The 19445-nt window shown below is 65.2% G+C and carries 17 protein-coding genes; 10 read left to right on the forward strand and 7 right to left on the reverse strand.

Going from position 1 to position 19445, the window contains the following annotated elements:
• Positions 1-95: 95 nt before the first annotated feature.
• Both DIE08_RS21385 and cysS read right to left on the reverse strand, forming a co-directional pair.
• Positions 96-965, reverse strand: coding sequence for a DNA-3-methyladenine glycosylase (locus DIE08_RS21385; protein WP_059607911.1), 870 nt, complete (start codon positions 963-965; stop codon positions 96-98).
• A gap of 43 nt (positions 966-1008) precedes the next feature.
• On the reverse strand, positions 1009-2406 hold the full coding sequence (cysS, locus tag DIE08_RS21390; RefSeq protein ID WP_124903449.1) for a cysteine--tRNA ligase: 1398 nt from the start codon (positions 2404-2406) through the stop codon (positions 1009-1011).
• Between the two features lie 234 nt (positions 2407-2640).
• On the opposite strand from cysS, the gene DIE08_RS21400 reads away from it, so the two are divergent.
• The 4 genes from DIE08_RS21400 to DIE08_RS21415 all read left to right on the forward strand — a co-directional run bounded on the left by DIE08_RS21400 (position 2641) and on the right by DIE08_RS21415 (position 5386).
• Complete coding sequence (locus DIE08_RS21400) at positions 2641-3363, forward strand: tetratricopeptide repeat protein (RefSeq protein ID WP_185715884.1); 723 nt, start codon at positions 2641-2643, stop codon at positions 3361-3363.
• 39 nt (positions 3364-3402) lie between these two features.
• The gene (locus DIE08_RS21405; RefSeq protein ID WP_012364186.1) at positions 3403-3978 is read left to right on the forward strand and encodes a peptidylprolyl isomerase; all 576 of its coding nucleotides are present in this window, start codon (positions 3403-3405) and stop codon (positions 3976-3978) included.
• A gap of 88 nt (positions 3979-4066) precedes the next feature.
• Positions 4067-4558: a peptidylprolyl isomerase gene (locus DIE08_RS21410; RefSeq protein WP_006483987.1), complete on the forward strand. Its 492-nt coding sequence runs from the start codon at positions 4067-4069 to the stop codon at positions 4556-4558.
• 27 nt (positions 4559-4585) lie between these two features.
• Positions 4586-5386 carry a UDP-2,3-diacylglucosamine diphosphatase gene (locus DIE08_RS21415; RefSeq protein ID WP_059607914.1) on the forward strand — a complete coding sequence of 267 codons (801 nt, stop codon included), beginning with the start codon at positions 4586-4588 and terminating at the stop codon, positions 5384-5386.
• A 39-nt stretch (positions 5387-5425) separates the two neighbouring features.
• Here DIE08_RS21415 and cysE read toward each other — a convergent pair whose 3' ends face one another.
• On the reverse strand, positions 5426-6199 hold the full coding sequence (gene cysE / locus DIE08_RS21420) for a serine O-acetyltransferase (RefSeq protein ID WP_124903451.1): 774 nt from the start codon (positions 6197-6199) through the stop codon (positions 5426-5428).
• Between the two features lie 311 nt (positions 6200-6510).
• Positions 6511-7335, reverse strand: coding sequence for an RNA methyltransferase (locus DIE08_RS21425; RefSeq protein ID WP_124903453.1), 825 nt, complete (start codon positions 7333-7335; stop codon positions 6511-6513).
• A 279-nt stretch (positions 7336-7614) separates the two neighbouring features.
• On the opposite strand from DIE08_RS21425, the gene DIE08_RS21430 reads away from it, so the two are divergent.
• The 3 genes from DIE08_RS21430 to DIE08_RS21440 all read left to right on the forward strand — a co-directional run bounded on the left by DIE08_RS21430 (position 7615) and on the right by DIE08_RS21440 (position 11294).
• Positions 7615-8418: an inositol monophosphatase family protein gene (locus DIE08_RS21430; RefSeq protein WP_059607917.1), complete on the forward strand. Its 804-nt coding sequence runs from the start codon at positions 7615-7617 to the stop codon at positions 8416-8418.
• Between the two features lie 110 nt (positions 8419-8528).
• Positions 8529-10151, forward strand: coding sequence for an NAD(P)/FAD-dependent oxidoreductase (locus tag DIE08_RS21435; protein WP_124903455.1), 1623 nt, complete (start codon positions 8529-8531; stop codon positions 10149-10151).
• A 237-nt stretch (positions 10152-10388) separates the two neighbouring features.
• A complete protein-coding gene (locus tag DIE08_RS21440; protein ID WP_124903457.1) occupies positions 10389-11294 on the forward strand; it encodes an AraC family transcriptional regulator in 906 nt (301 codons plus the stop codon).
• Between the two features lie 116 nt (positions 11295-11410).
• Here DIE08_RS21440 and DIE08_RS21445 read toward each other — a convergent pair whose 3' ends face one another.
• A complete protein-coding gene (locus DIE08_RS21445; protein ID WP_124903459.1) occupies positions 11411-12301 on the reverse strand; it encodes a transporter substrate-binding domain-containing protein in 891 nt (296 codons plus the stop codon).
• 625 nt (positions 12302-12926) lie between these two features.
• Entirely contained in the window at positions 12927-13691 is a 765-nt protein-coding gene (locus DIE08_RS21450) for an SDR family NAD(P)-dependent oxidoreductase (RefSeq protein WP_124903461.1), read from the reverse strand.
• Between the two features lie 141 nt (positions 13692-13832).
• Between DIE08_RS21450 and DIE08_RS21455 the strand changes: the two genes are divergently transcribed.
• The 3 genes from DIE08_RS21455 to DIE08_RS21465 all read left to right on the forward strand — a co-directional run bounded on the left by DIE08_RS21455 (position 13833) and on the right by DIE08_RS21465 (position 18896).
• Entirely contained in the window at positions 13833-14750 is a 918-nt protein-coding gene (locus DIE08_RS21455; RefSeq protein ID WP_124903463.1) for a LysR family transcriptional regulator, read from the forward strand.
• 236 nt (positions 14751-14986) lie between these two features.
• Complete coding sequence (gene mutS, locus DIE08_RS21460) at positions 14987-17644, forward strand: DNA mismatch repair protein MutS (RefSeq protein WP_124903465.1); 2658 nt, start codon at positions 14987-14989, stop codon at positions 17642-17644.
• Positions 17625-18896 (forward strand): hypothetical protein, encoded by a 1272-nt coding sequence (locus DIE08_RS21465; RefSeq protein WP_124903467.1) that lies wholly within the window; start codon positions 17625-17627, stop codon positions 18894-18896. Before mutS ends, DIE08_RS21465 begins: the two co-directional genes overlap by 20 nt.
• Here the strand turns inward: DIE08_RS21465 and DIE08_RS21470 are convergent.
• Complete coding sequence (locus DIE08_RS21470) at positions 18876-19424, reverse strand: peptidylprolyl isomerase (protein ID WP_124903469.1); 549 nt, start codon at positions 19422-19424, stop codon at positions 18876-18878. The genes DIE08_RS21465 and DIE08_RS21470 overlap by 21 nt on opposite strands.
• Positions 19425-19445: the final 21 nt, after the last annotated feature.

Below are 19445 nucleotides of genomic sequence, written 5' to 3' on the forward strand. Positions count from 1 at the left end.
TCGAATCCTTGGGTCTTGCAGCAGCGCGTATTCTACCCGCGCGGGCGACGTGCAAGACCGGTTCTCAACTATTGATGTTTAAAACCCGATAGCCGTCAATCGGCGCCGGCGTCCGGCGTGTCGAGACTGCGCCACATGTACCAGGTCGCGACGGTACGCCACGGCTCCCAGTTGGCGGCCACTTCACGCGCCTCGCTGCGCGTGACAGGCTCCCCGCTGAAATAATTGACGCTGATCGCGCGGATCAGGCCCGGATCGTCGAGCGGCAGCACGTCCGGCCGCGACAGGTTGAAGATCAGGAACATCTCGGCCGTCCAGCGACTGATGCCGCGGATCTGCGTGAGTTCGGCGATCACATCCTCGTCGTCCATCGACGTCCATTTGTCGACGTGCAGCGCGCCGGACACGAAGTGTTGCGCGAGATCGAGAATATATTCCGTCTTGCGCTTCGACAATCCGCACGCGATCAGCTTGTCCGCGCCGAGCCGGATGACCGGCTGCGGTGCGAGTTTCGGACACGCATCCTCGATGCGCGCCCACAGTGCCTGTGCGGACGGCACCGAGATCTGTTGGCCGACGACCGAACGCGCGAGCGTGACGAACGGGTCGCCGCGCTTCACGAGGTGTGCGGGGCCGAACTTCGGGATCAGCTTCTTCAGGATGCGGTCGCGCTTGACGAGATCGGCGCACGCCTTGTCCCAGTATGCGGGACGCACGGCACCGTCGGCGCCGTCGACTGCCGCATCGGCTGCACGCACCTTGCGGGCCGCGTCGGCGGCCGCCATCGCGACCTCCGGCTGCGCCGCATCCGCGCCCTTCCCGCGCGCTGGCCTCGCATGACCGTTGAGCGCGCCGTTCGGCACGGCGCGCGTCGCGTCCGCCTTCGCCGCTGGCGCGCGCTTGGCCGCCGGACGCGCGGCGAGCGGAGTCGCGCGCCTGACCGGCGCTTTTCTGGCCGTTGCCATCTTGCCTCCTACCTGACGGATCGGTCAGTGGAACGCACCGCGCTCATACGCGACGCCATTCGGTCGATCCGCCCGGTTTGTCTTCAAGTGCGATGCCGGCGTCGAGCAGTTCCGCCCGAATCCGGTCCGCTTCGGCATAGTCCTTCGCTTGCTTCGCCGCGACGCGCGCGGCGATCTTCGCTTCGATTTCTTCCGCTGCGACCCCGCCTGCCTGTGCGGCACCAGTGCCCTGCTGCAGGAACGCGCGCGGTTCGCGGCCCAGCAGGCCCAGCAGGCCCGCCAGCTGTTTCAGTTGCCGCGCGAGCGAGGCATCGCGCGTGCGGTTGACTTCGCCCGCCAGCTCGAACAGCGTCGCCACCGCGACCGGCGTGTTGATGTCGTCGTTCATCGCGGCCGCGAAACGCTGCGCATACGGCTCGTTCCAGTCGAGCGCGAGCGCGTCCGGCTCGACATCCTTCAGCGCCGTATACAGGCGCGTGAGCGACGCGCGCGCATCGTCGAGATGCACGTCGCTGTAGTTGAGCGGCGACCGGTAGTGCGTGCGCACGATGAAGAAGCGCATGACCTCGGCGTCGTAGCGCTCGAGCACTTCGCGGATCGTGAAGAAGTTGCCGAGCGACTTCGACATCTTCTCGTTGTCGACCTGCACGAAGCCGTTGTGCATCCAGTAGTTGACGAACGTCTCGCCGGTCGCGCCTTCGCTCTGCGCGATTTCGTTCTCGTGGTGCGGGAATTGCAGATCCTGCCCGCCGCCGTGGATGTCGAAATGGTTGCCGAGCAGCGAGCAACCCATCGCCGAGCACTCGATGTGCCAGCCCGGGCGGCCCGTCCCGTACTTCGACGCCCACGACGCGCCCTCCGGCTCGTCGTCCTTCGCGCGCTTCCACAGCACGAAATCGAGCGGATCCTGCTTCGCGTCGTTCGCGGCGACGCGTTCGCCCGCGCGGAGGTCGTCGAGCGACTTGCCCGACAGCTTCCCGTAGTTAGCGAACTTGCGCACCGAGTAATTGACGTCGCCGTCGGTCGCCTGGTACGCGTAGCCGTTCGCCTCGAGCGCCTCGATCATGCCGAGCATCTGCGGGATGAACTGCGTCGCGCGCGGCTCGACGTCGGGCCGCTGGATGCCGAGCGCAGCTTCATCCTCGTGCATCGCGTCGATGAACCGGTCGGTCAGCGACTTGATCGTCTCGCCGTTCTCGACCGCGCGGCGGATGATCTTGTCCTCGATGTCGGTGATGTTGCGCACGTACGTGACCCGATAGCCGATCGCACGCAGCCAGCGCTGGACGAGGTCGAACACGACCAGCATGCGCGCGTGGCCCACGTGACAATAGTCGTAGACGGTGATTCCGCATACGTACATCCGCACTTCGCCGGGCTGGCGCGGCACGAAAACTTGCTTGTCACGCGCGAGCGTGTTGTAGATGCGCAGTGATTCCATAGAGATGAACCGTGAGCCGAAGGAAACCGCCCTGGCGAAGCTCGCCCAGCATGCGAAACGGACGGACCATCTGCCGCGGCACCAGGCCGCGCGTCCTCGATATCACATGGGGCGGTCAGGCTGCAAGCACAGCGGTGACGGCCACGAGAGGCTAAGAAAGACTGTCTGCCGCTCGCCGGAACGCGCAGACGTTTTGTTAGAATGGCTCGGAGTATAACATTCCGATTTACGCCTATGAAACCTCATCGCGGCCGCGCGCCGAGCGCTGCGACCCTCGTCGCGACCACCGTCATGAGCGTCGCGCTGACGCTTTTCGCGGCTCCCGCGGCGCATGCGCAGAAGGCCCCTGCGGTCGCCGACGGCACCCCCGAAATCGACGCGTCGATCGCCGGCAAGCAGTGGAAGCAGGCGCTCGCGCAGCTCGACGCGCGCATCGCGTCGAACCCGCACGACGTGCAGGCGCAGTTCAAGCGCGGCACCGTGCTCGCCCGCCTGAACCGCGACGACGACGCGATCCAGCAGTTCGTCGCGATCACGCAGGCCTACCCCGAACTGCCCGAACCGTACAACAACCTCGCCGCGCTCTACGCGAAGCACGGCCGCTACGACGAAGCGCGCAGCGCACTCGTCATCGCGACGCAATCGAACCCGAGCTACTCGCTCGCGTACGAGAACCTCGGCGACCTTTATCTGCGCCTCGCGGCCGAATCGTACAAGCGCGCGCAATCGCTCGGCCGCACGAGCGGCGCGACTGCGCAACGCCTCGCCGACCTGCAGAAGATCGTGTCGCCACCGAAGGCGGCAGCGAACGCGCGCGCCGTCACGCCCGCCACGCGCGCGTACACCGATCGCGCCGCCGCGAACGTGAGCACCACCACGCTGCCGATGTCGCCGACGTTCCAGTTCAATGGTCCGTCCGGTGCGCTGACAGCGCCGTACGTCGCGCCGTCGCAGTAAGCGGCGCAACCTTCCTTCCCTCCCAATCTGAGGATCGCAATGAAACGTCTGTTGCTGGCGCTTGGCGGCGCCGCCCTTCTCGCGACCGCGCCCGCGTTCGCGCAATCGGCCACCGCGCACCCCGTCGTGCAGCTGAAGACCTCGCAGGGCGACATCCGCGTCGAGCTCTATCCGGAGAAGGCGCCGAAGACGGTCGCCAACTTCCTCGATTACGTGAAGGCCGGCCAGTACAACGGCACGATCTTCCATCGCGTGATCAAGGGCTTCATGATCCAGGGCGGCGGCTACAAGACCAACTTCGAGGAGAAGCCGACCCGCGCGCCGATCCCGCTGGAAAGCCGCAATGGTCTGAAGAACCTGACGGGCACGATCGCGATGGCGCGTACCAGCGATCCGAATTCGGCCACCGCGCAGTTCTTCATCAACACGGTCGACAACAGCGGCCTCGACTACCCGAACCCGGACGGCAACGGCTATGCGGTGTTCGGCAAGGTCGTGTCGGGCCTCGACGTCGTGAAGAAGATCGAAGGCGTGGCGACGACCTCGCGCGGCCCGATGCAGGACGTACCGGCCCAGCCGGTCCTGATCGAGTCGGCCAGCATCGTCTCGAAATAAGCACCTGCCGGCACGTCCGGCGCCACACGCGGCCGCGTCGCACGACCGGCCGCGTGCCATTTAAACCGCCTTACCGAAGGAATTCATCATGGTTGAACTGCACACGAACCACGGCGTGATCAAGCTCGAGCTGGACGCCGCCAAGGCACCGAAGACGGTCGAGAACTTCCTCAACTACGTGAAGAAGGGTCACTATGACGGCACGGTGTTCCACCGCGTGATCAACGGCTTCATGATTCAAGGCGGCGGCTTCGAGCCGGGCCTGAAGCAGAAGCCGACCGACGCGCCGATCGACAACGAAGCAAACAACGGCCTGAAGAACGACAACTACACGATCGCGATGGCGCGCACGAACGATCCGCACTCGGCGACCGCCCAGTTCTTCATCAACGTGAACGACAACGACTTCCTGAACCACTCGTCGCCGACGCCGCAGGGCTGGGGTTACGCGGTGTTCGGCAAGGTCGTCGAAGGCCAGGACGTGGTCGACAAGATCAAGGGCGTCAAGACGGGCAACGCGGGCTTCCACCAGGACGTCCCGACCGACGACGTCGTGATCGAAAAGGCCGTGGTGGTCTGACGCATAGTCCGTTACGGAGGCACTTCGATGTTGCAGGAGAGTCCGCCGCGAAGCGTCTCCGCGGGCGTGCCGGGCGAGCGCGAATACGCGCAAGCCGCACGCCCGTTCCTGTTTCTCTCCGATCTGCACTTGAGCGAGGCGATTCCGAAGACGGTCGCCGCGTTCGAGCATTTCGTGAAATACACGGCCGACAGCGCCGACTCGGTGTTCATCCTCGGCGACCTGTTCGAATACTGGATCGGCGACGACGTGCTCGACCACGATCCGTTCGCGGCGCGCATGGCCGCGCTGATGCATACGTTCTCGGAACGCGGGATCGCGCTCTACGTGATGCACGGCAATCGCGATTTCCTGCTCGGCCGGCGCTTCATGAAGGCGGCCGGCGCGATGCTGCTGCCGGACCCGGCGCTGATCACGTCGTTCGGCCAGCGCATCGTGCTCGCGCACGGCGACGCGCAATGCACGGCCGATCGCGGCTACCAGATATTTCGGCGGTTTGCCCGCAATGGCATCGCGCAAGCACTGTTTCTCGCGTGGCCGTTCCGCTGGCGTTGCGCGCTCGCGCAACGGATGCGCTCGAACAGCGAAGCGGGACGGATGCGCCCCGCTTCGCCGCGCTACGACGTCACGCGTGAAGGCATCGCCGCGCTGTTCCGGAAGAGCCGCGCGAGCGTAATCATTCACGGCCACACGCATCGCCCCGCAAGTCACGCCGAACCGGGCGGGATTCGCTGGGTACTGCCGGACTGGGATCTCGACCACGGCAAGCCGCGCGGCGGCTATCTGCGCGTCGACGCCGAAGGCATCCACGCGATGCCGCTCGACTGACTCGATCGGCACTGCCGGCCGCCGCCGGCGTGCACCGCGTTACGACTGGCGCTCGAGCGCCTTGCCCTCCAGCACCGCCGACAGCCTGCGCAGATCGAGACGCGCTGCGTCCGCGCCCTGCAGCGTTTCCAGATGCGCGCCGAGTTGCTCGAGCGCCGCGACGATCTCGTCCACGCGCCGGCTTTCCTTCGCCGCGTGGTCGATCAGGCCGTGAATCGCGAGTGACATCGGGTCGTCCGCGTTCGGCGTGATCCCGTACGCGCAGAATGCGGCGCGCTCGGGCTGCGGCTTCGATTGCGCCGGCATCACGATGCGCGCCGGATTGCCGACCGCGGTGCCACCTGCCGGCACCGGCTTCACGACGACCGCGTTCGAACCGATCTTCGCGCCCGCGCCGACCGTGAAACCGCCGAGCACCTTCGCGCCCGCGCCGACGATCACGCCGGCCTCGAGCGTCGGGTGGCGCTTCGCGCCGCGCGTGAGCGAGGTGCCGCCGAGCGTCACGCCCTGATAGATCGTGCAGTCGTCACCGACGATTGCGGTTTCGCCGATCACGACACCCATCCCGTGATCGATGAACACGCGCCGGCCGATCGTCGCGCCCGGGTGAATCTCGATACCCGTCAGGAAGCGCCCGGCCTGCGACGCGAAGCGTGCGAGCCAGTAGCGTTTCGCGCGCCAGCATGCATGCGCGAAGCGATGCAGCACGAGCGCCTGCAGCCCCGGGTAACAGGTCAGCACTTCCCAGGCACTGCGAGCGGCGGGATCCCGCTCGCGAATCGTCGCAACGTCTTCGCGCAGTCTAGTGAACATGATCTGGTCTGGGCTGGGAAAAGGCCGGCGTGCCCCGCCGGCAATGGCCGGCCGTTATCGCACCGGGTAATTTGCTTATGACGTCCGCCGATTGTAGGGCCACTCGCGCGCGGCCGCACGGCGTCGCGCGTTCACCCCGCCGGCGGCACGGGTATTCGTGCGGAACGCCCGTAGCAGCCTGTCGACGAGGCCATCCGGTGGATCGGCGCCAACCAGGTCACTGACATCGAGCGGCCGATGCAACGCGGCGTTCGCGGCGGGAACGCAGCCGCCCGGCGCGCGAGCGCCCGGTAGCCGGCGTGCCGACCCGCTTACGCGTCGCCCTCGGGCGTGCCGGATTTCAGCAGGATGTGCTTCGCGATGCCGCGCAGGATGTTGACTTCCTCGCGCTCGAGACCGGTGCGTGCGAACAGGCGCCGCAGCCGCGGCATCAGCTTCTTCGGATTGCGCGGATCGAGAAAATCGAGCGCGATCAGCGCGTTCTCGAGGTGCGCGTACATCCGCTCGATCTCATCGCTCTGCGCGAGCGTGCCGGCTTCCGCCGGCGCCCGGTGCGACGGCTCGCTCCCCTGCTCCAGGAGCGCGACGCGCAGTTCATACGCGAGCACCTGCACGGCCTGCGCGAGGTTCAGCGAGCTGTAAGCCGGATTCGCCGGGATGTGCGCGAGCGCGCTGCACTGTTCGACGTGCTCGTTCGCGAGACCCGTGCGCTCGTTGCCGAACACGAACGCGACGTCGCCGGTGCCGACCTGCGTGCACGCCTGTTCGGCGGCCGCGCGCGGCGCAAGGCGCGGCGGCCCGTATTCGCGCGTGCGGGCAGTCAGCGCGATCGACCAGTGGACGCCGGACAGTGCGTCGCCGAGCGTGGGCACGACATGCGCGGACGCGAGGACGTCATCCGCGCCGCTCGCCATCGCGATCGCTTCGGGGTCGCTCTGCACATGCGGCACGCGCGGCGCAACCAGTACGAGCCTGGAGAAACCCATCGTCTTCAGCGCGCGGGCGGCCGCCCCGACATTGCCGGGATGGCTCGGCTCGACGAGCACGAAACGGGTGGACGTGAAGCCGCCGGACGGCGGCAGGGGCGAGGCCGTGCCCGATTCGGACGGCGCGGCGGGATTCTGCGGGGTTTCCACTACATACGACTCGGTTCATCAGAATGGCAGTATGGTATCGCCATCGCCCCGGCAAACCCACTCGTCCGGACGGCCAGTGGGGTTTCCCCGCATTCCGGCCACCTGAAACTCTCGAAAATCGGGTAAAATCATGCGTTTACGTGTCGCATCCCGTGCGACACGGGTCGTACCCTGCTCTTTGTCAATTCGCGTCTCATCTCGCCCGGCACGTTTGCGCCGTTCCGGGCGGTGTGTTCCACTTCGTGGCGGCCCGTGCCGCCGGCTACAGGATCCAGGCTCATGCATCCCATGCTCAACATCGCTGTCAAGGCTGCGCGCCGCGCCGGACAGATCATCAACCGTGCCTCCCTCGACCTCGACCTGATCGAGATCCGCAAGAAGCAACAGAATGACTTCGTCACCGAAGTGGACAAGGCCGCCGAAGAGGCGATCATCGAGACGCTGAAGACCGCCTACCCCGACCACGCGATCCTCGCGGAGGAATCGGGCGAATCCGAGAACGAATCCGAATTCAAGTGGATCATCGATCCGCTCGACGGCACGACCAACTTCATCCACGGCTTCCCGTACTACTGCGTGTCGATCGCGCTCGAGCACAAGGGCGTCGTCACGCAGGCCGTCATCTACGATCCGAACAAGAACGATCTGTTCACGGCCACCCGCGGCCGCGGCGCGTACCTGAACGACCGCCGCATCCGCGTCGGCCGTCGCGACCGCCTGGCGGACGCGCTGGTGGGGACCGGCTTCCCGTTCCGCGAAAAGGACGGCCTCGACGCATATGCGCGCCTGTTCACCGAAATGACGCAGGCGTGCACGGGGCTGCGCCGTCCGGGCGCGGCCGCGCTCGACCTCGCGAACGTCGCGGCCGGCCGTCTCGATGCGTTCTTCGAGCAGGGCATCAACGTGTGGGACATGGCGGCGGGCAGCCTGCTGATCACCGAAGCCGGCGGCCTCGTCGGCAACTACACGGGCGACGCCGACTTCCTGCATCGTCATGAGATCGTCGCGGCGAACCCGAAGATCTACGCGCAGATGATCCCGATCCTGAACCGCTACAGCCGCGTACATCCGGCAGCGGAGTAAATCCGGGCCGCGCCCGCGCGGCGCGGCTGACCCAGCACCGCTGCCGCCGGCACGCCGCCCCGCCCGTCTCAACACCGCCACGACTTCGTGGCGACCGTATCCGAATACTCATGTTACGGCTAAGCGAACTTAAACTCCCGCTCGACCACCCCGAGAGCGCCCTCGAGGCCGCGATCCGTGCGCGCCTCGCGGAGCTTGGCGTGCCGGCAGACGGGCTCCTCCGTTACACGGTGTTCCGCCGTGCGCACGATGCGCGCAAGCGCGCCGACATCAAGCTCACGTATATCGTCGACGTCGAAGTCAAGGACGAAGCGGCCGTGCTTCCGCGACTCGCCGGCACGCCGCATTGCGGCGTGACGCCCGACATGGCGTACCACTTCGTCACGAAGGCGCCCGAGCACGCCAACTTCCTGCGCCCCGTCGTCATCGGCATGGGGCCGTGCGGCCTGTTTGCCGGCCTGATCCTCGCGCAGATGGGTTTCCGCCCCATCATCCTCGAGCGCGGCAAGGCCGTGCGCGAGCGCACCAAGGACACCTTCGGCCTGTGGCGCAAGAGCGTCCTCAATCCCGAGTCCAACGTGCAGTTTGGCGAAGGCGGGGCCGGGACGTTTTCCGACGGCAAGCTTTACAGCCAGATCAAGGATCCCCACCACTACGGCCGCAAGGTGCTCGACGAATTCGTCAAGGCCGGCGCGCCGGAAGACATCCTGTACCTGAGCCGGCCGCACATCGGCACGTTCCGCCTCGTCAGCATGGTGGAAAAGATGCGCGCGACCATCCACGAACTGGGCGGTGAAGTGCGCTTCGAAACCCGGGTCGAGGACATCGAAATCGACCAGGGCAAGGTGCGCTCGCTGACGCTGTCGAACGGCGAAACGCTCCGGTGCGATCACGTGGTGCTGGCCGTGGGCCACAGCGCGCGAGACACGTTCCAGATGCTGCACGAGCGCGGCGTGTACGTCGAAGCGAAGCCGTTCTCGCTGGGTTTCCGGATCGAACATCCGCAGGGGCTGATCGATCGCAGCCGCTTCGGCAAGTTCGCGGGTCACAAGCAACTCGGCGCGGCCGACTACAAGGTCGTCCATCACTGCAGCAACGGACGCGCGGTCTACAGCTTCTGCATGTGCCCCGGCGGCACGGTGGTCGCGGCGACCTCCGAGCCGGGCCGCGTGGTCACCAACGGCATGAGCCAGTATTCCCGCGCCGAGCGCAACGCGAATGCGGGCATCGTCGTCGGCATCACGCCGGAAGACTATCCGGGCGGACCGCTTGCGGGCATCGCGTTCCAGCGCAAATGGGAAGAACGCGCGTTCGAGCTCGGTGGCGGCGATTACAGCGCGCCGGGCCAGCTGGTCGGCGATTTCATCGCGGGCCGGCCGTCGACGTCGCTCGGCTCCGTGGTGCCGTCGTACAAACCGGGCGTGCGCCCGACCGATCTCAGCACCGCGCTGCCCGACTACGTGATCGAAGCCATTCGTGAAGCGCTGCCGCAAATCGACAAGAAGATCGCCGGCTTCGCGATGCACGATGCGGTGCTCACCGGCGTGGAGACGCGCACGTCGTCCCCGATCCGGATCCGGCGCAAGGACGATTACCAGAGCGTGAACGTCGAAGGCCTGTATCCGGCCGGCGAAGGCGCAGGGTATGCGGGCGGCATCTATTCCGCAGCGATCGACGGTATCGAAGTCGCGCAGGCGGTGGCGCTCGATCTGATGTCGGCGCACACGTCCTGATATTGCAGGCCGGGCTCGGCGCACGTATGCCCATGCGCCGAGTCAAGCCTGCATTTTCAATGCTTGCCCGGGGCGAGCTCCAATCGCCACATCGGGCCGACGGTCTCCGACCGTGATCTCCGGCCTTTGCGATGCGCCGCGGCCATTCAGAGGCCGGTATGCCGAACACGACTGACGCCGGGCCTGATTTCGCTTTGGTACACTTGGCGCCCAGGTTCTCTACGTTTCCACGCATCCATGGCCGCTGCACAGTCAGACAACGCGTCATCTGATTTCATGCCGGCTGACCTCAGGCAAAGCGTGATTACGCAGACGTTGCCGCATTCCCAGGTCGGCATCAGCCGACTGAAGACATCTCGTAGAAACATTGGCCGAACTGCGCCATATGAACTTGAAGACGCAGATCTCATCGTGTTGCAATTGCGTGCGTTCGGCGAACAGGAATTGTGGCTTGACGGACGCGTTGCCCGCTTTGTCCCCTATGACGCAGGGACCGTCACGATTCATGACCTCGATCGCAGATGGGTTTCCGACCTGAAGGGGGCGTTCGACTGCATCCATTTTCACCTCCCTCGCCGAACGCTGGAGGAGACGGTCGATGAAATCGGAGGCAGGCAGCGACCACAGCTTTACTTGCCGCCGCATTTGAGTGCGACGGATCCGATCATCCAGCGGCTGGGCCACGCTCTGCTCCCCGCTTTAGCGCAGCCCGAGCATGCATCTCAGCTTTTTATCGACCATGTCGCGCTCGCCTTCCAGGCGCATGTCGCGCGCCTGTATGGCGGCGTCAGCGAGCGCCGGGAGAAGTCGACCTGCAAACTCACTGCGTGGCAGGAGCGAATGGCGAAAGGACTTCTTCTCGAACACCTAACCGGGAACATATCGATTGCCGATGTGGCGAAAGCATGCGGCCTGTCTCGCGGCCATTTCGTCAAAGCCTTTCATCAGACCACCGGGTTACCGCCCCATCGCTGGCTGATCAATCAGCGCATCGAGCAAGCAATGATGTACATGCGCACGTCGTCCATGCCCCTGCAAATGATCTCGGATGCATGCGGCTTCGCCGACCAGAGCCACTTCACGAGAACATTTACGCGCGTCACCGGCGTTACACCGCGTCGTTGGCGCACGGACAACGTTTGAGGGCCGCATGAGCGACGCCTCGCTTTCGCAAGCGGGCATCTCTTTCTTGTCCGGCATGATCCGACAAGTCTTGGCGCACAAAGCTACGCCAAGACCTGCGCCACGCCGATCGATCGTCACTGCGCAGGTCGATCGCTGCGCGTGACCAGATTTCCCTTTAGTGCCGCGCTCATCGGCATGTCAAGATTCGCACCATGTGGCGGAATAGGTGATTCAAACCATTTTGCGTACAGGCGAGTGAATTCGCCACTCTTCATGAGCCGAGTGAGCGTGCCATCGACGAGTCGCTTGAACGCCGGATCGTCTTTGCGCACCATGCATGCGTATGGCTCCACCTGCAACGCGTCTCCCGTCACGGCCCACGTACTCGGGTCGTCCGCGTTGGCCCTGAGCCCATAAAGCAGAACGTCATCGAGGGCGAGCGCTGCCGCTTTGTCGTCCGCGACGATCTTTAGTGCGTCGGCGTAGTCCTTTGTCAGCACGACTTCGGCATCGATGTGCTGCGCTTCGAGTTGGCGTCGCAGCGTTTTTTCGTTCGTACTCCCGCTGACTGTCACGACGGCCTTATGCGCGAGGTCGGCATAGTCGCCAATGCGTGACGCCCGTTTTGCCATCAGCCGCGTACCGGCATAAAAGTAATTGATCGAAAACGCGACGTCCTTGCCACGCGCCGAGGTGTTTGTCGTCGACCCGCACTCCAGATCGTAGGTGCCATTGACGAGCAGCGGAATTCGATTTTGACCGGTGACCGGCACGTAAGCGACCTTCAGATCCGGTCTGCGAAGTACCTTGCGAACGTCGTCGACGATTGCTTCCGTTACGTCCATCGAAAAGCCGACGGCTTTATGCGGTGTCAGCAGGTAGCTGAACGGCACGGCGGCTTCCCTGTACGAAACAACGATTTGATTGGACCGGGAGATTTTGTCCAACGTCTGCGCATTGGCGGTCATCGACGCGGCACACCCCGCGAATAATGCGGCAAGCATGGCAAAGGATGGGGATCTCATGATGCCTCTTTCACGACGTCTTCCCTGCAGAAGCTCGATTTGCCGAGCCGGCTCCGTCAGTAGCGGACCGCACGTCGTATCCCTTGCCGCGCGTCCATCAATTCCGACGTGAATTCACTTTAAGCGGAGTCGATCGCCCCCGATTGACTCAGGTCAACGGCGCAGCGGCCTCCTAACAAGTGCCGGGACGGAGTTTCAGCACGACGCCGCAACCCGTATCGAGATTCGGTTGGTCGACAGGCCGCCTGCCCGCCTTGGCTGATCGATAAGCGTCATGCCGGCAAGACAAGCACCGGCGCTATCCCTTGGGGCCATCCGACCGGCCAAGCCGCACGAGCCAGAATTGTTGCCGGACACGGAGTCGGATCGCGCGATCTGCTGGCCTATCGGCCAACTTCGACCGTATTCGTCAAAGCCACTGGCAAACTTGGGAAACTCAAGCAACAACTTGATGCCGGATCTATGACCACGCTGTCGCCCGAGGCCTTTGCTGGCCGCACTCCGATGATGCGGCAGTACTCGCGCCTTACCTGATAAGGCTCGGCGCACGAACCTACGCCACGACCTACGCTGGCTCTTTCGAGGATCGACCGTTACCCACCGATCACAGACATCCAGCAGGCGCTTAGATCTGCTGCTGCCCGCCATCGACGAACAGCTCGATGCCGTTCACGAAGCTCGCGTCGTCCGACGCAAGGAACAACGCAGCGCTTGCGATCTCTCCGGGCTCGCCGAGGCGCCCCATCGGGATCTGGGCAGCCAGGTAATCGGCAAGACCCTGGCGTTGGACTGCATCGTCACCGGCGAGGTCGAGCAAGCCGGGCGTGCGCGTCGCACCCGGGCTGATTGTATTGACCCGGACGCGGCGATCCTTCAGATCGAGAATCCAGCTGCGTACGAAGGCGCGCACCGCGGCTTTCGAAGCCGAATACACGCTGAATGCAGCCGTGCCCGCGCTGCCTGCCGTTGAACCGGTAAGAATCACCGACGCCCCCTCGGTGAGCAGCGGCAACGCTTTTTGCACCGTGAAGAGCACGCCCTTCACATTGCGATCGAAGGTGTCGTCGTAGTGTTCTTCGGTGATGCTGCCAAGCGACAGCATCGAACCGCCGCCGGCGTTGGCGAACAGCACGTCGAGACGCCCCTGTTCTTCCTTGATCTGCGCATACAGCGCGTCGAGCTCACCCAGCTTTGTGGAATCGACACGTACCCCCGTCGCGTTGCCGCCCGCTTCGCGGATGCCCTTCACTGCGGCATCTAGTTCAGCCTGACGGCGGCCGGTGAGGTAGACGTGCGCGCCTTCTGCCGCGAAACGCTGTGCGGTGGCGAGGCCGATGCCGCTGGTTGCGCCGGTAACGAGTGCAATCTTGTTGTCGAGCTTGCGTGCCATGGTGCTTCTCCGTTCGTTCGGTAAGTGGATGACTGCGTTCGGTGTTTCGTGCTGCGATGTGAGGAGAATATCGACGTCCAAGGCTTATCGAAATAGAATTGATTGCAATCAAACGTTGCAAAAATGAAAAGATGAGGGGAAATGGCGAAGCTGCCTGATTTCGAAGGACTTGCTATGTTCGCGAAGGTCGCGGAGGAAGGATCGTTCGCGGCCGCGGCGCGCGCGATGGGCGTGTCGGTGGCGACGGTCTCGCGGGGCGTCGCCCGTCTCGAAGACCGGTTGGGCGCGCGGCTCTTCAACCGCACGTCGCGCCAACTCTCGCTCACCGAGTTCGGCCGGACGATCTGCGATAAGGCCGGAGAGATCTACCGTCAGGCCGAAGAAGCAGAAAGCGCCGCGCGCGAAATGTCGGTGCAGCCGCGCGGACTGGTGCGCCTGGCTGTACCGATGTCGTTCGGGCTGCGCTGGGTCGCGCCGCTGCTGCCCGCGTTTTTTCGCGCGTATCCGGAGGTGTCGATCGACCTGCATCTTTCGGATGCGTCAGTCGATCTGGTTGCCGATGGGTTTGACGCCGCACTGCGCATTGCCGCGCTGCCTGATTCGTCGCTGGTGGCACGACGCCTGTGCCCGGTCACACAATTCGTGGTGGCGTCGCCCGCGTACCTGAAGCGCGAAGGGCGGCCCGCGCATCCGCGCGAGCTGGCGGACCGGCCATGCCTTTCATACGCGTATCGCGCGCGCAGCGATTTGTGGCGCTTCACGAACGCTGCAGGCGAGGAGGAGCCGGTCAAGCCGACCGGCCCGTTGCGCGTGACGAATTCCGATGCGCTGCTGCCCACGCTGCTCGACGGCCTCGCAATTGCCGAGTTGCCCGAATTCGTCGCCAGCGAATATCTGGCCGATGGCCGCCTTGAGGCGATCCTCACCGACTGGTCGCTGACGAAGGGCGGCCTTTACTTCGTCACGCCATCGGCGCGTGCACGTCCGGCGAAGGTGGCGGTGCTGTCCGATTATTTTGCGGAGCATCTCTCGGAGCCGTCATGGCGATGGCCGAAGTAACGCAGTGGCGAGGATGAGCCCACACTCTGGATGGCCGAGCATCATTGCATTGCCGCAATGATGGATCTCAAGCAATTCCATTTCGCAAATATCGCGCGCCCCGTATCGTCCTTCCCACTCACTGGACGACATCATGTCAAAGGTTATAGGCGACAACTGGCCGAATGGCGAACTTCGAGGTGTCCGGTTCGGGCCGCTGGTAAACTTGGGCAACCAAAGCAACTTTTCCCGATCACATGAGCACGCCACCCACGGCCGCACCTGCCCCCGTCACTCCAATGATGCAGCAGTACCTGCGCATCAAGGCCGATCACCCCGACACGCTCGTCTTCTACCGGATGGGCGACTTCTACGAACTGTTCTTCGAGGATGCGGAGAGAGCGGCGCGTCTGCTCGATCTAACCCTCACGCAGCGCGGCGCATCGGCCGGCACGCCGATCAAGATGGCCGGCGTCCCGCATCACGCGGTCGAACAGTATCTGGCGAAGCTCGTAAAGATGGGCGAATCGGTCGCGATCTGCGAGCAGATCGGCGACCCTGCGACGTCGAAGGGGCCGGTCGAGCGCAAGGTCGTGCGCGTCGTCACGCCCGGCACGCTGACCGACGCGGCGCTGCTGTCCGACAAGAACGACGTCTACCTGCTCGCGATGTGCGCGGGCCACAACAAGCGTGGCGTGGCGGTCAACATCGGCCTCGCGTGGCTGAACCTCGCAAGCGGCGCGCTACGGCTCGCCGAAATCGAACCCGAGCAGCTCGGCGCCGCGCTCGAACGCATCCGGCCGGCCGAGATCCTCACGGCGGACGGCACGACCGACGCCGTGCCCGCCGGCGCCGGTGCGATCAAGCGCGTGCCGGCATGGCATTTCGATATCGCGTCGGGCACGCAGCGCCTGTGCGACCAGCTCGACGTCGCGGGCCTCGACGGCTTCGGCGCGCATTCGCTGACGAGCGCATGCGGAGCTGCCGGCGCACTGCTGCTGTACGCGGCCGCCACGCAGGGTCAGCAGCTGCGTCACGTGCGCAGCCTGAAGGTCGAGAACGAAACCGAATACATCGGGCTCGATCCGGCAACGCGCCGCAACCTCGAACTGACCGAAACGCTGCGCGGCACCGAATCGCCAACGCTGTACTCGCTGCTCGACACATGCTGCACGACGATGGGCAGCCGCCTGCTGCGTCACTGGCTGCATCACCCGCCGCGCGCGTCCGTCGCCGCACAGTCACGCCAGCAAGCGATCGGCGCACTGCTCGAAGCGCCCGCGAACGCGAGCCTCGACGCCCTGCGAACCGCACTGCGCCAGATTGCGGACGTCGAACGGATCACCGGGCGTCTCGCGCTGCTGTCCGCGCGCCCGCGCGATCTGTCGAGCCTGCGCGACACGTTCGCCGCGCTGCCCGCGATGCGCGAACGCATCGGCGCGATCGTCGCGAACGCGGATGCGCTCACGCGCATCGACGCGGCGCTTGAACCGCCCGCCGAATGTCTCGACCTGCTGACGAGCGCGATCACCCCAGAGCCTGCCGCGATGGTGCGCGACGGCGGCGTGATCGCGCGCGGCTACGATGCGGAGCTCGACGAGCTGCGCGACATCTCCGAGAACTGCGGGCAGTTCCTGATCGATCTCGAGGCGCGTGAGCGTACCCGCACGGGCATCGCGAACCTGCGCGTCGAATACAACAAGGTGCACGGCTTCTACATCGAGGTCACGCGCGGCCAGACCGACAAGGTGCCCGACGACTATCGCCGCCGCCAGACGCTGAAGAATGCCGAGCGCTACATCACGCCCGAACTGAAGACTTTCGAGGACAAGGCGCTGTCCGCGCAGGAACGCGCGCTGGCCCGCGAGCGCGCGCTGTACGACGGCGTATTGCAGGCTCTGCTGCCGTTCATTGCCGAGTGTCAGCGCGTCGCGTTGGCGCTCGCGGAGCTCGACGTGCTCGCCGCGTTCGCCGAGCGCGCACGCACGCTCGACTGGGTCGCACCCGCCTTCACCGACGAAATCGGCATCGAAATCGAACAGGGGCGTCACCCCGTCGTCGAAGCGCAGGTCGAGCAGTTCATCGCAAACGACTGCCGGTTCGGCGCCGAGCGCAAACTGCTGCTGATCACCGGCCCGAACATGGGCGGTAAGTCGACCTTCATGCGGCAGACGGCGCTGATCGCGCTGATGGCATACGTCGGCAGCTACGTGCCGGCGAAGTCGGCCTGCTTCGGCCCGATCGACCGGATATTCACGCGAATCGGCGCGGCCGACGACCTCGCCGGCGGCCGCTCGACCTTCATGGTCGAGATGACCGAAGCGGCTGCGATCCTGAACGACGCGACACCGCAGAGCCTCGTGCTGATGGACGAAATCGGCCGCGGCACGTCGACGTTCGACGGCCTCGCGCTCGCATGGGCCATCGCGCGTCATCTGCTGGCGCAAAACGGCTGCTACACGCTGTTCGCGACGCATTACTTCGAGTTGACGCAACTGCCCGCCGAATTCCCCCAGGCGGCCAACGTCCACCTGTCGGCCGTAGAGCACGGTCACGGCATCGTGTTCCTGCACGCGGTCAACGAAGGCCCGGCGAACCAGAGCTACGGGCTGCAGGTTGCACAACTCGCGGGCGTGCCGGCACCGGTGATCCGCGCCGCGCGCAAGCATCTCGCGTATCTCGAACAACAGTCGGCCACGCAGCATACGCCGCAGCTCGACCTGTTCAGCGCGCCGCCCGCCGCGACCGACGAACTCGAATGCGCGGATGCGCCTCCACCGTCCAACATCCCGCATCCGGCACTCGAAAGGCTGCGCGACATCGATCCCGACGACCTCAAGCCGCGCGACGCGCTCGACCTGCTGTACGAACTGCGCACGCTCGTCCGCTCGCACGATGCCGACGGGCACGCATAAGCGTACCCCGTCGGGTTGGCCGGCCCGCGCCACCGCTGCGCTGGTCGCGGCGGTGCTCGCGCTGGCGCAGGCCGGCGCGCTGGCCGCGCCGCCCAAACGTGCCGCCGCCCCCTACTCGTTCGCGGTCGTGTCGGGCGTCATCGATACGCCGGCCGACGAGCCAGCCGCGCAACGGCTGTTCGAATCGATCGCGCGCGAGCGCAATCTGGCCTTCGTCGTCTATGCAGGCAACATCAAAGGCGCAAAGGAAGCGTGCCGCGACTCGCTGTATACGCAGCGCGGCGCGATCCTCGACGCATCTCGCGTGCCGCTCGTGTTCATTCCCGGCCACGACGACTGGGTAACGTGCAACACGGCGGCCGGCGGCAACTACGACCCGGTCGAACGTCTGGACTTCCTGCGTCAGACGCTGCTGGCCGACGCGGCGCTGCCCGACCCCGGCGCGCTGCAGATCACGCGCGAAAGTGAAGTCGCCCGGTTCCGGCCCTATCGCGAAAACGCGCGCTGGCTGCATGACGATGTCGTCTACGTCGCGCTGAACGCACCGGCACCGAACAACCACTATCTGACGGCCGGCGGGCGGAACGGCGAATTCGAGGACCGCATCATCGCGAACGGCTTCTGGATCGACCACGCGGCCGAATATGCGAAGCGGCACGAAGCGCGCGCGATCGTGGTGATGTTCGAAGGCGATCCGCAGTTCGATCGCTATGAGCGTGCCGAACGGTTTGCGTGGTTGCGTTTCAACCGGCCGCGCGTCCGCGACGGTTTTCGTGAACTGAAACGGACACTGGTGAAGGCGGCGGCGGTATTCCGCGGCCCGATCCTGGTGGTGCACGCGAGCAGCGAGCCGCTTGCGAACGGCTTCCTGATCGATCGCCCGCTGCATGCGGACGACGGCGTGCTGGTGGGAAATGTGACGCGTGTCGCGATCGGACCGCGTCATCCGGCGAGTCAGTGGGTGAAGGTCAACGTGTCACCGGCACGGCAGACGATCTTCAACGTGAGCGTGCAGGACGTCCCGAAGAATCTGCCGACCCCGCCCGCGCTGCCGGTCGTGCCGCGCGATAACGTCCCGCTGCCGCAGATGCCGGAGATCCCGGCCTTGCCGGCATTGCCCGACTCGTCGTCGGTCGCGCCGCCGCTTCAAGGCGACGGCACGACACCGGACGGCGCTTCGTGGCCCGCGCCGCGCCCTGCTTCAGGGCCGGCGCCCGGCCTGCCTGCCAGCTCAGTGCAGGGTACGCCCTGACGGTGCGTCGCCTTCCTCGTCCTCGTCTTCGTCCTCGTCGACGATTTCGAGGCCTTCCGCGCCATGCGCGTGCTCATGCTCGATCTCGTCTTCGGTCGCTTCGCGAACGTCCTTGACCGTCAGTGCGAATCGCAGCGCCATGCCCGCAAGCGGGTGGTTGCCGTCGAGCACGACCTTGTCCTCGGCGATGTCCGTGACCGTGTAGATCAGCGAATCCACTTCCTCGTCGCCGTCTTCCGGCGTGCCTTCGAACTGCATGCCCACTTCGATCGGCTCGGGAAAACGATCGCGCGGCTCGATCTTCACGAGTTCGGGATCGTAGTCGCCGAACGCGTCCTGCGGCTCGAGCTGAACCTGCGCCTGGTAACCGGGCTCCTGGCCGTCGAGCTGTTCCTCGATCTTGGGGAACGTGCCATCATAGCCGCCGTGCAGATAAACCATCGGCTCGTCGCTTTCCTCGATCAGATTGCCTTGCGCATCCGACAGCTTGTAAGCGACCGACACGACGGTGTTTTTTGCGATTTTCATCCAATTCTCCCAAATACAAGT

The sequence above is a fragment of the Burkholderia sp. Bp9004 genome (assembly GCF_003858025.1).
GTDB lineage: Bacteria > Pseudomonadota > Gammaproteobacteria > Burkholderiales > Burkholderiaceae > Burkholderia > Burkholderia diffusa.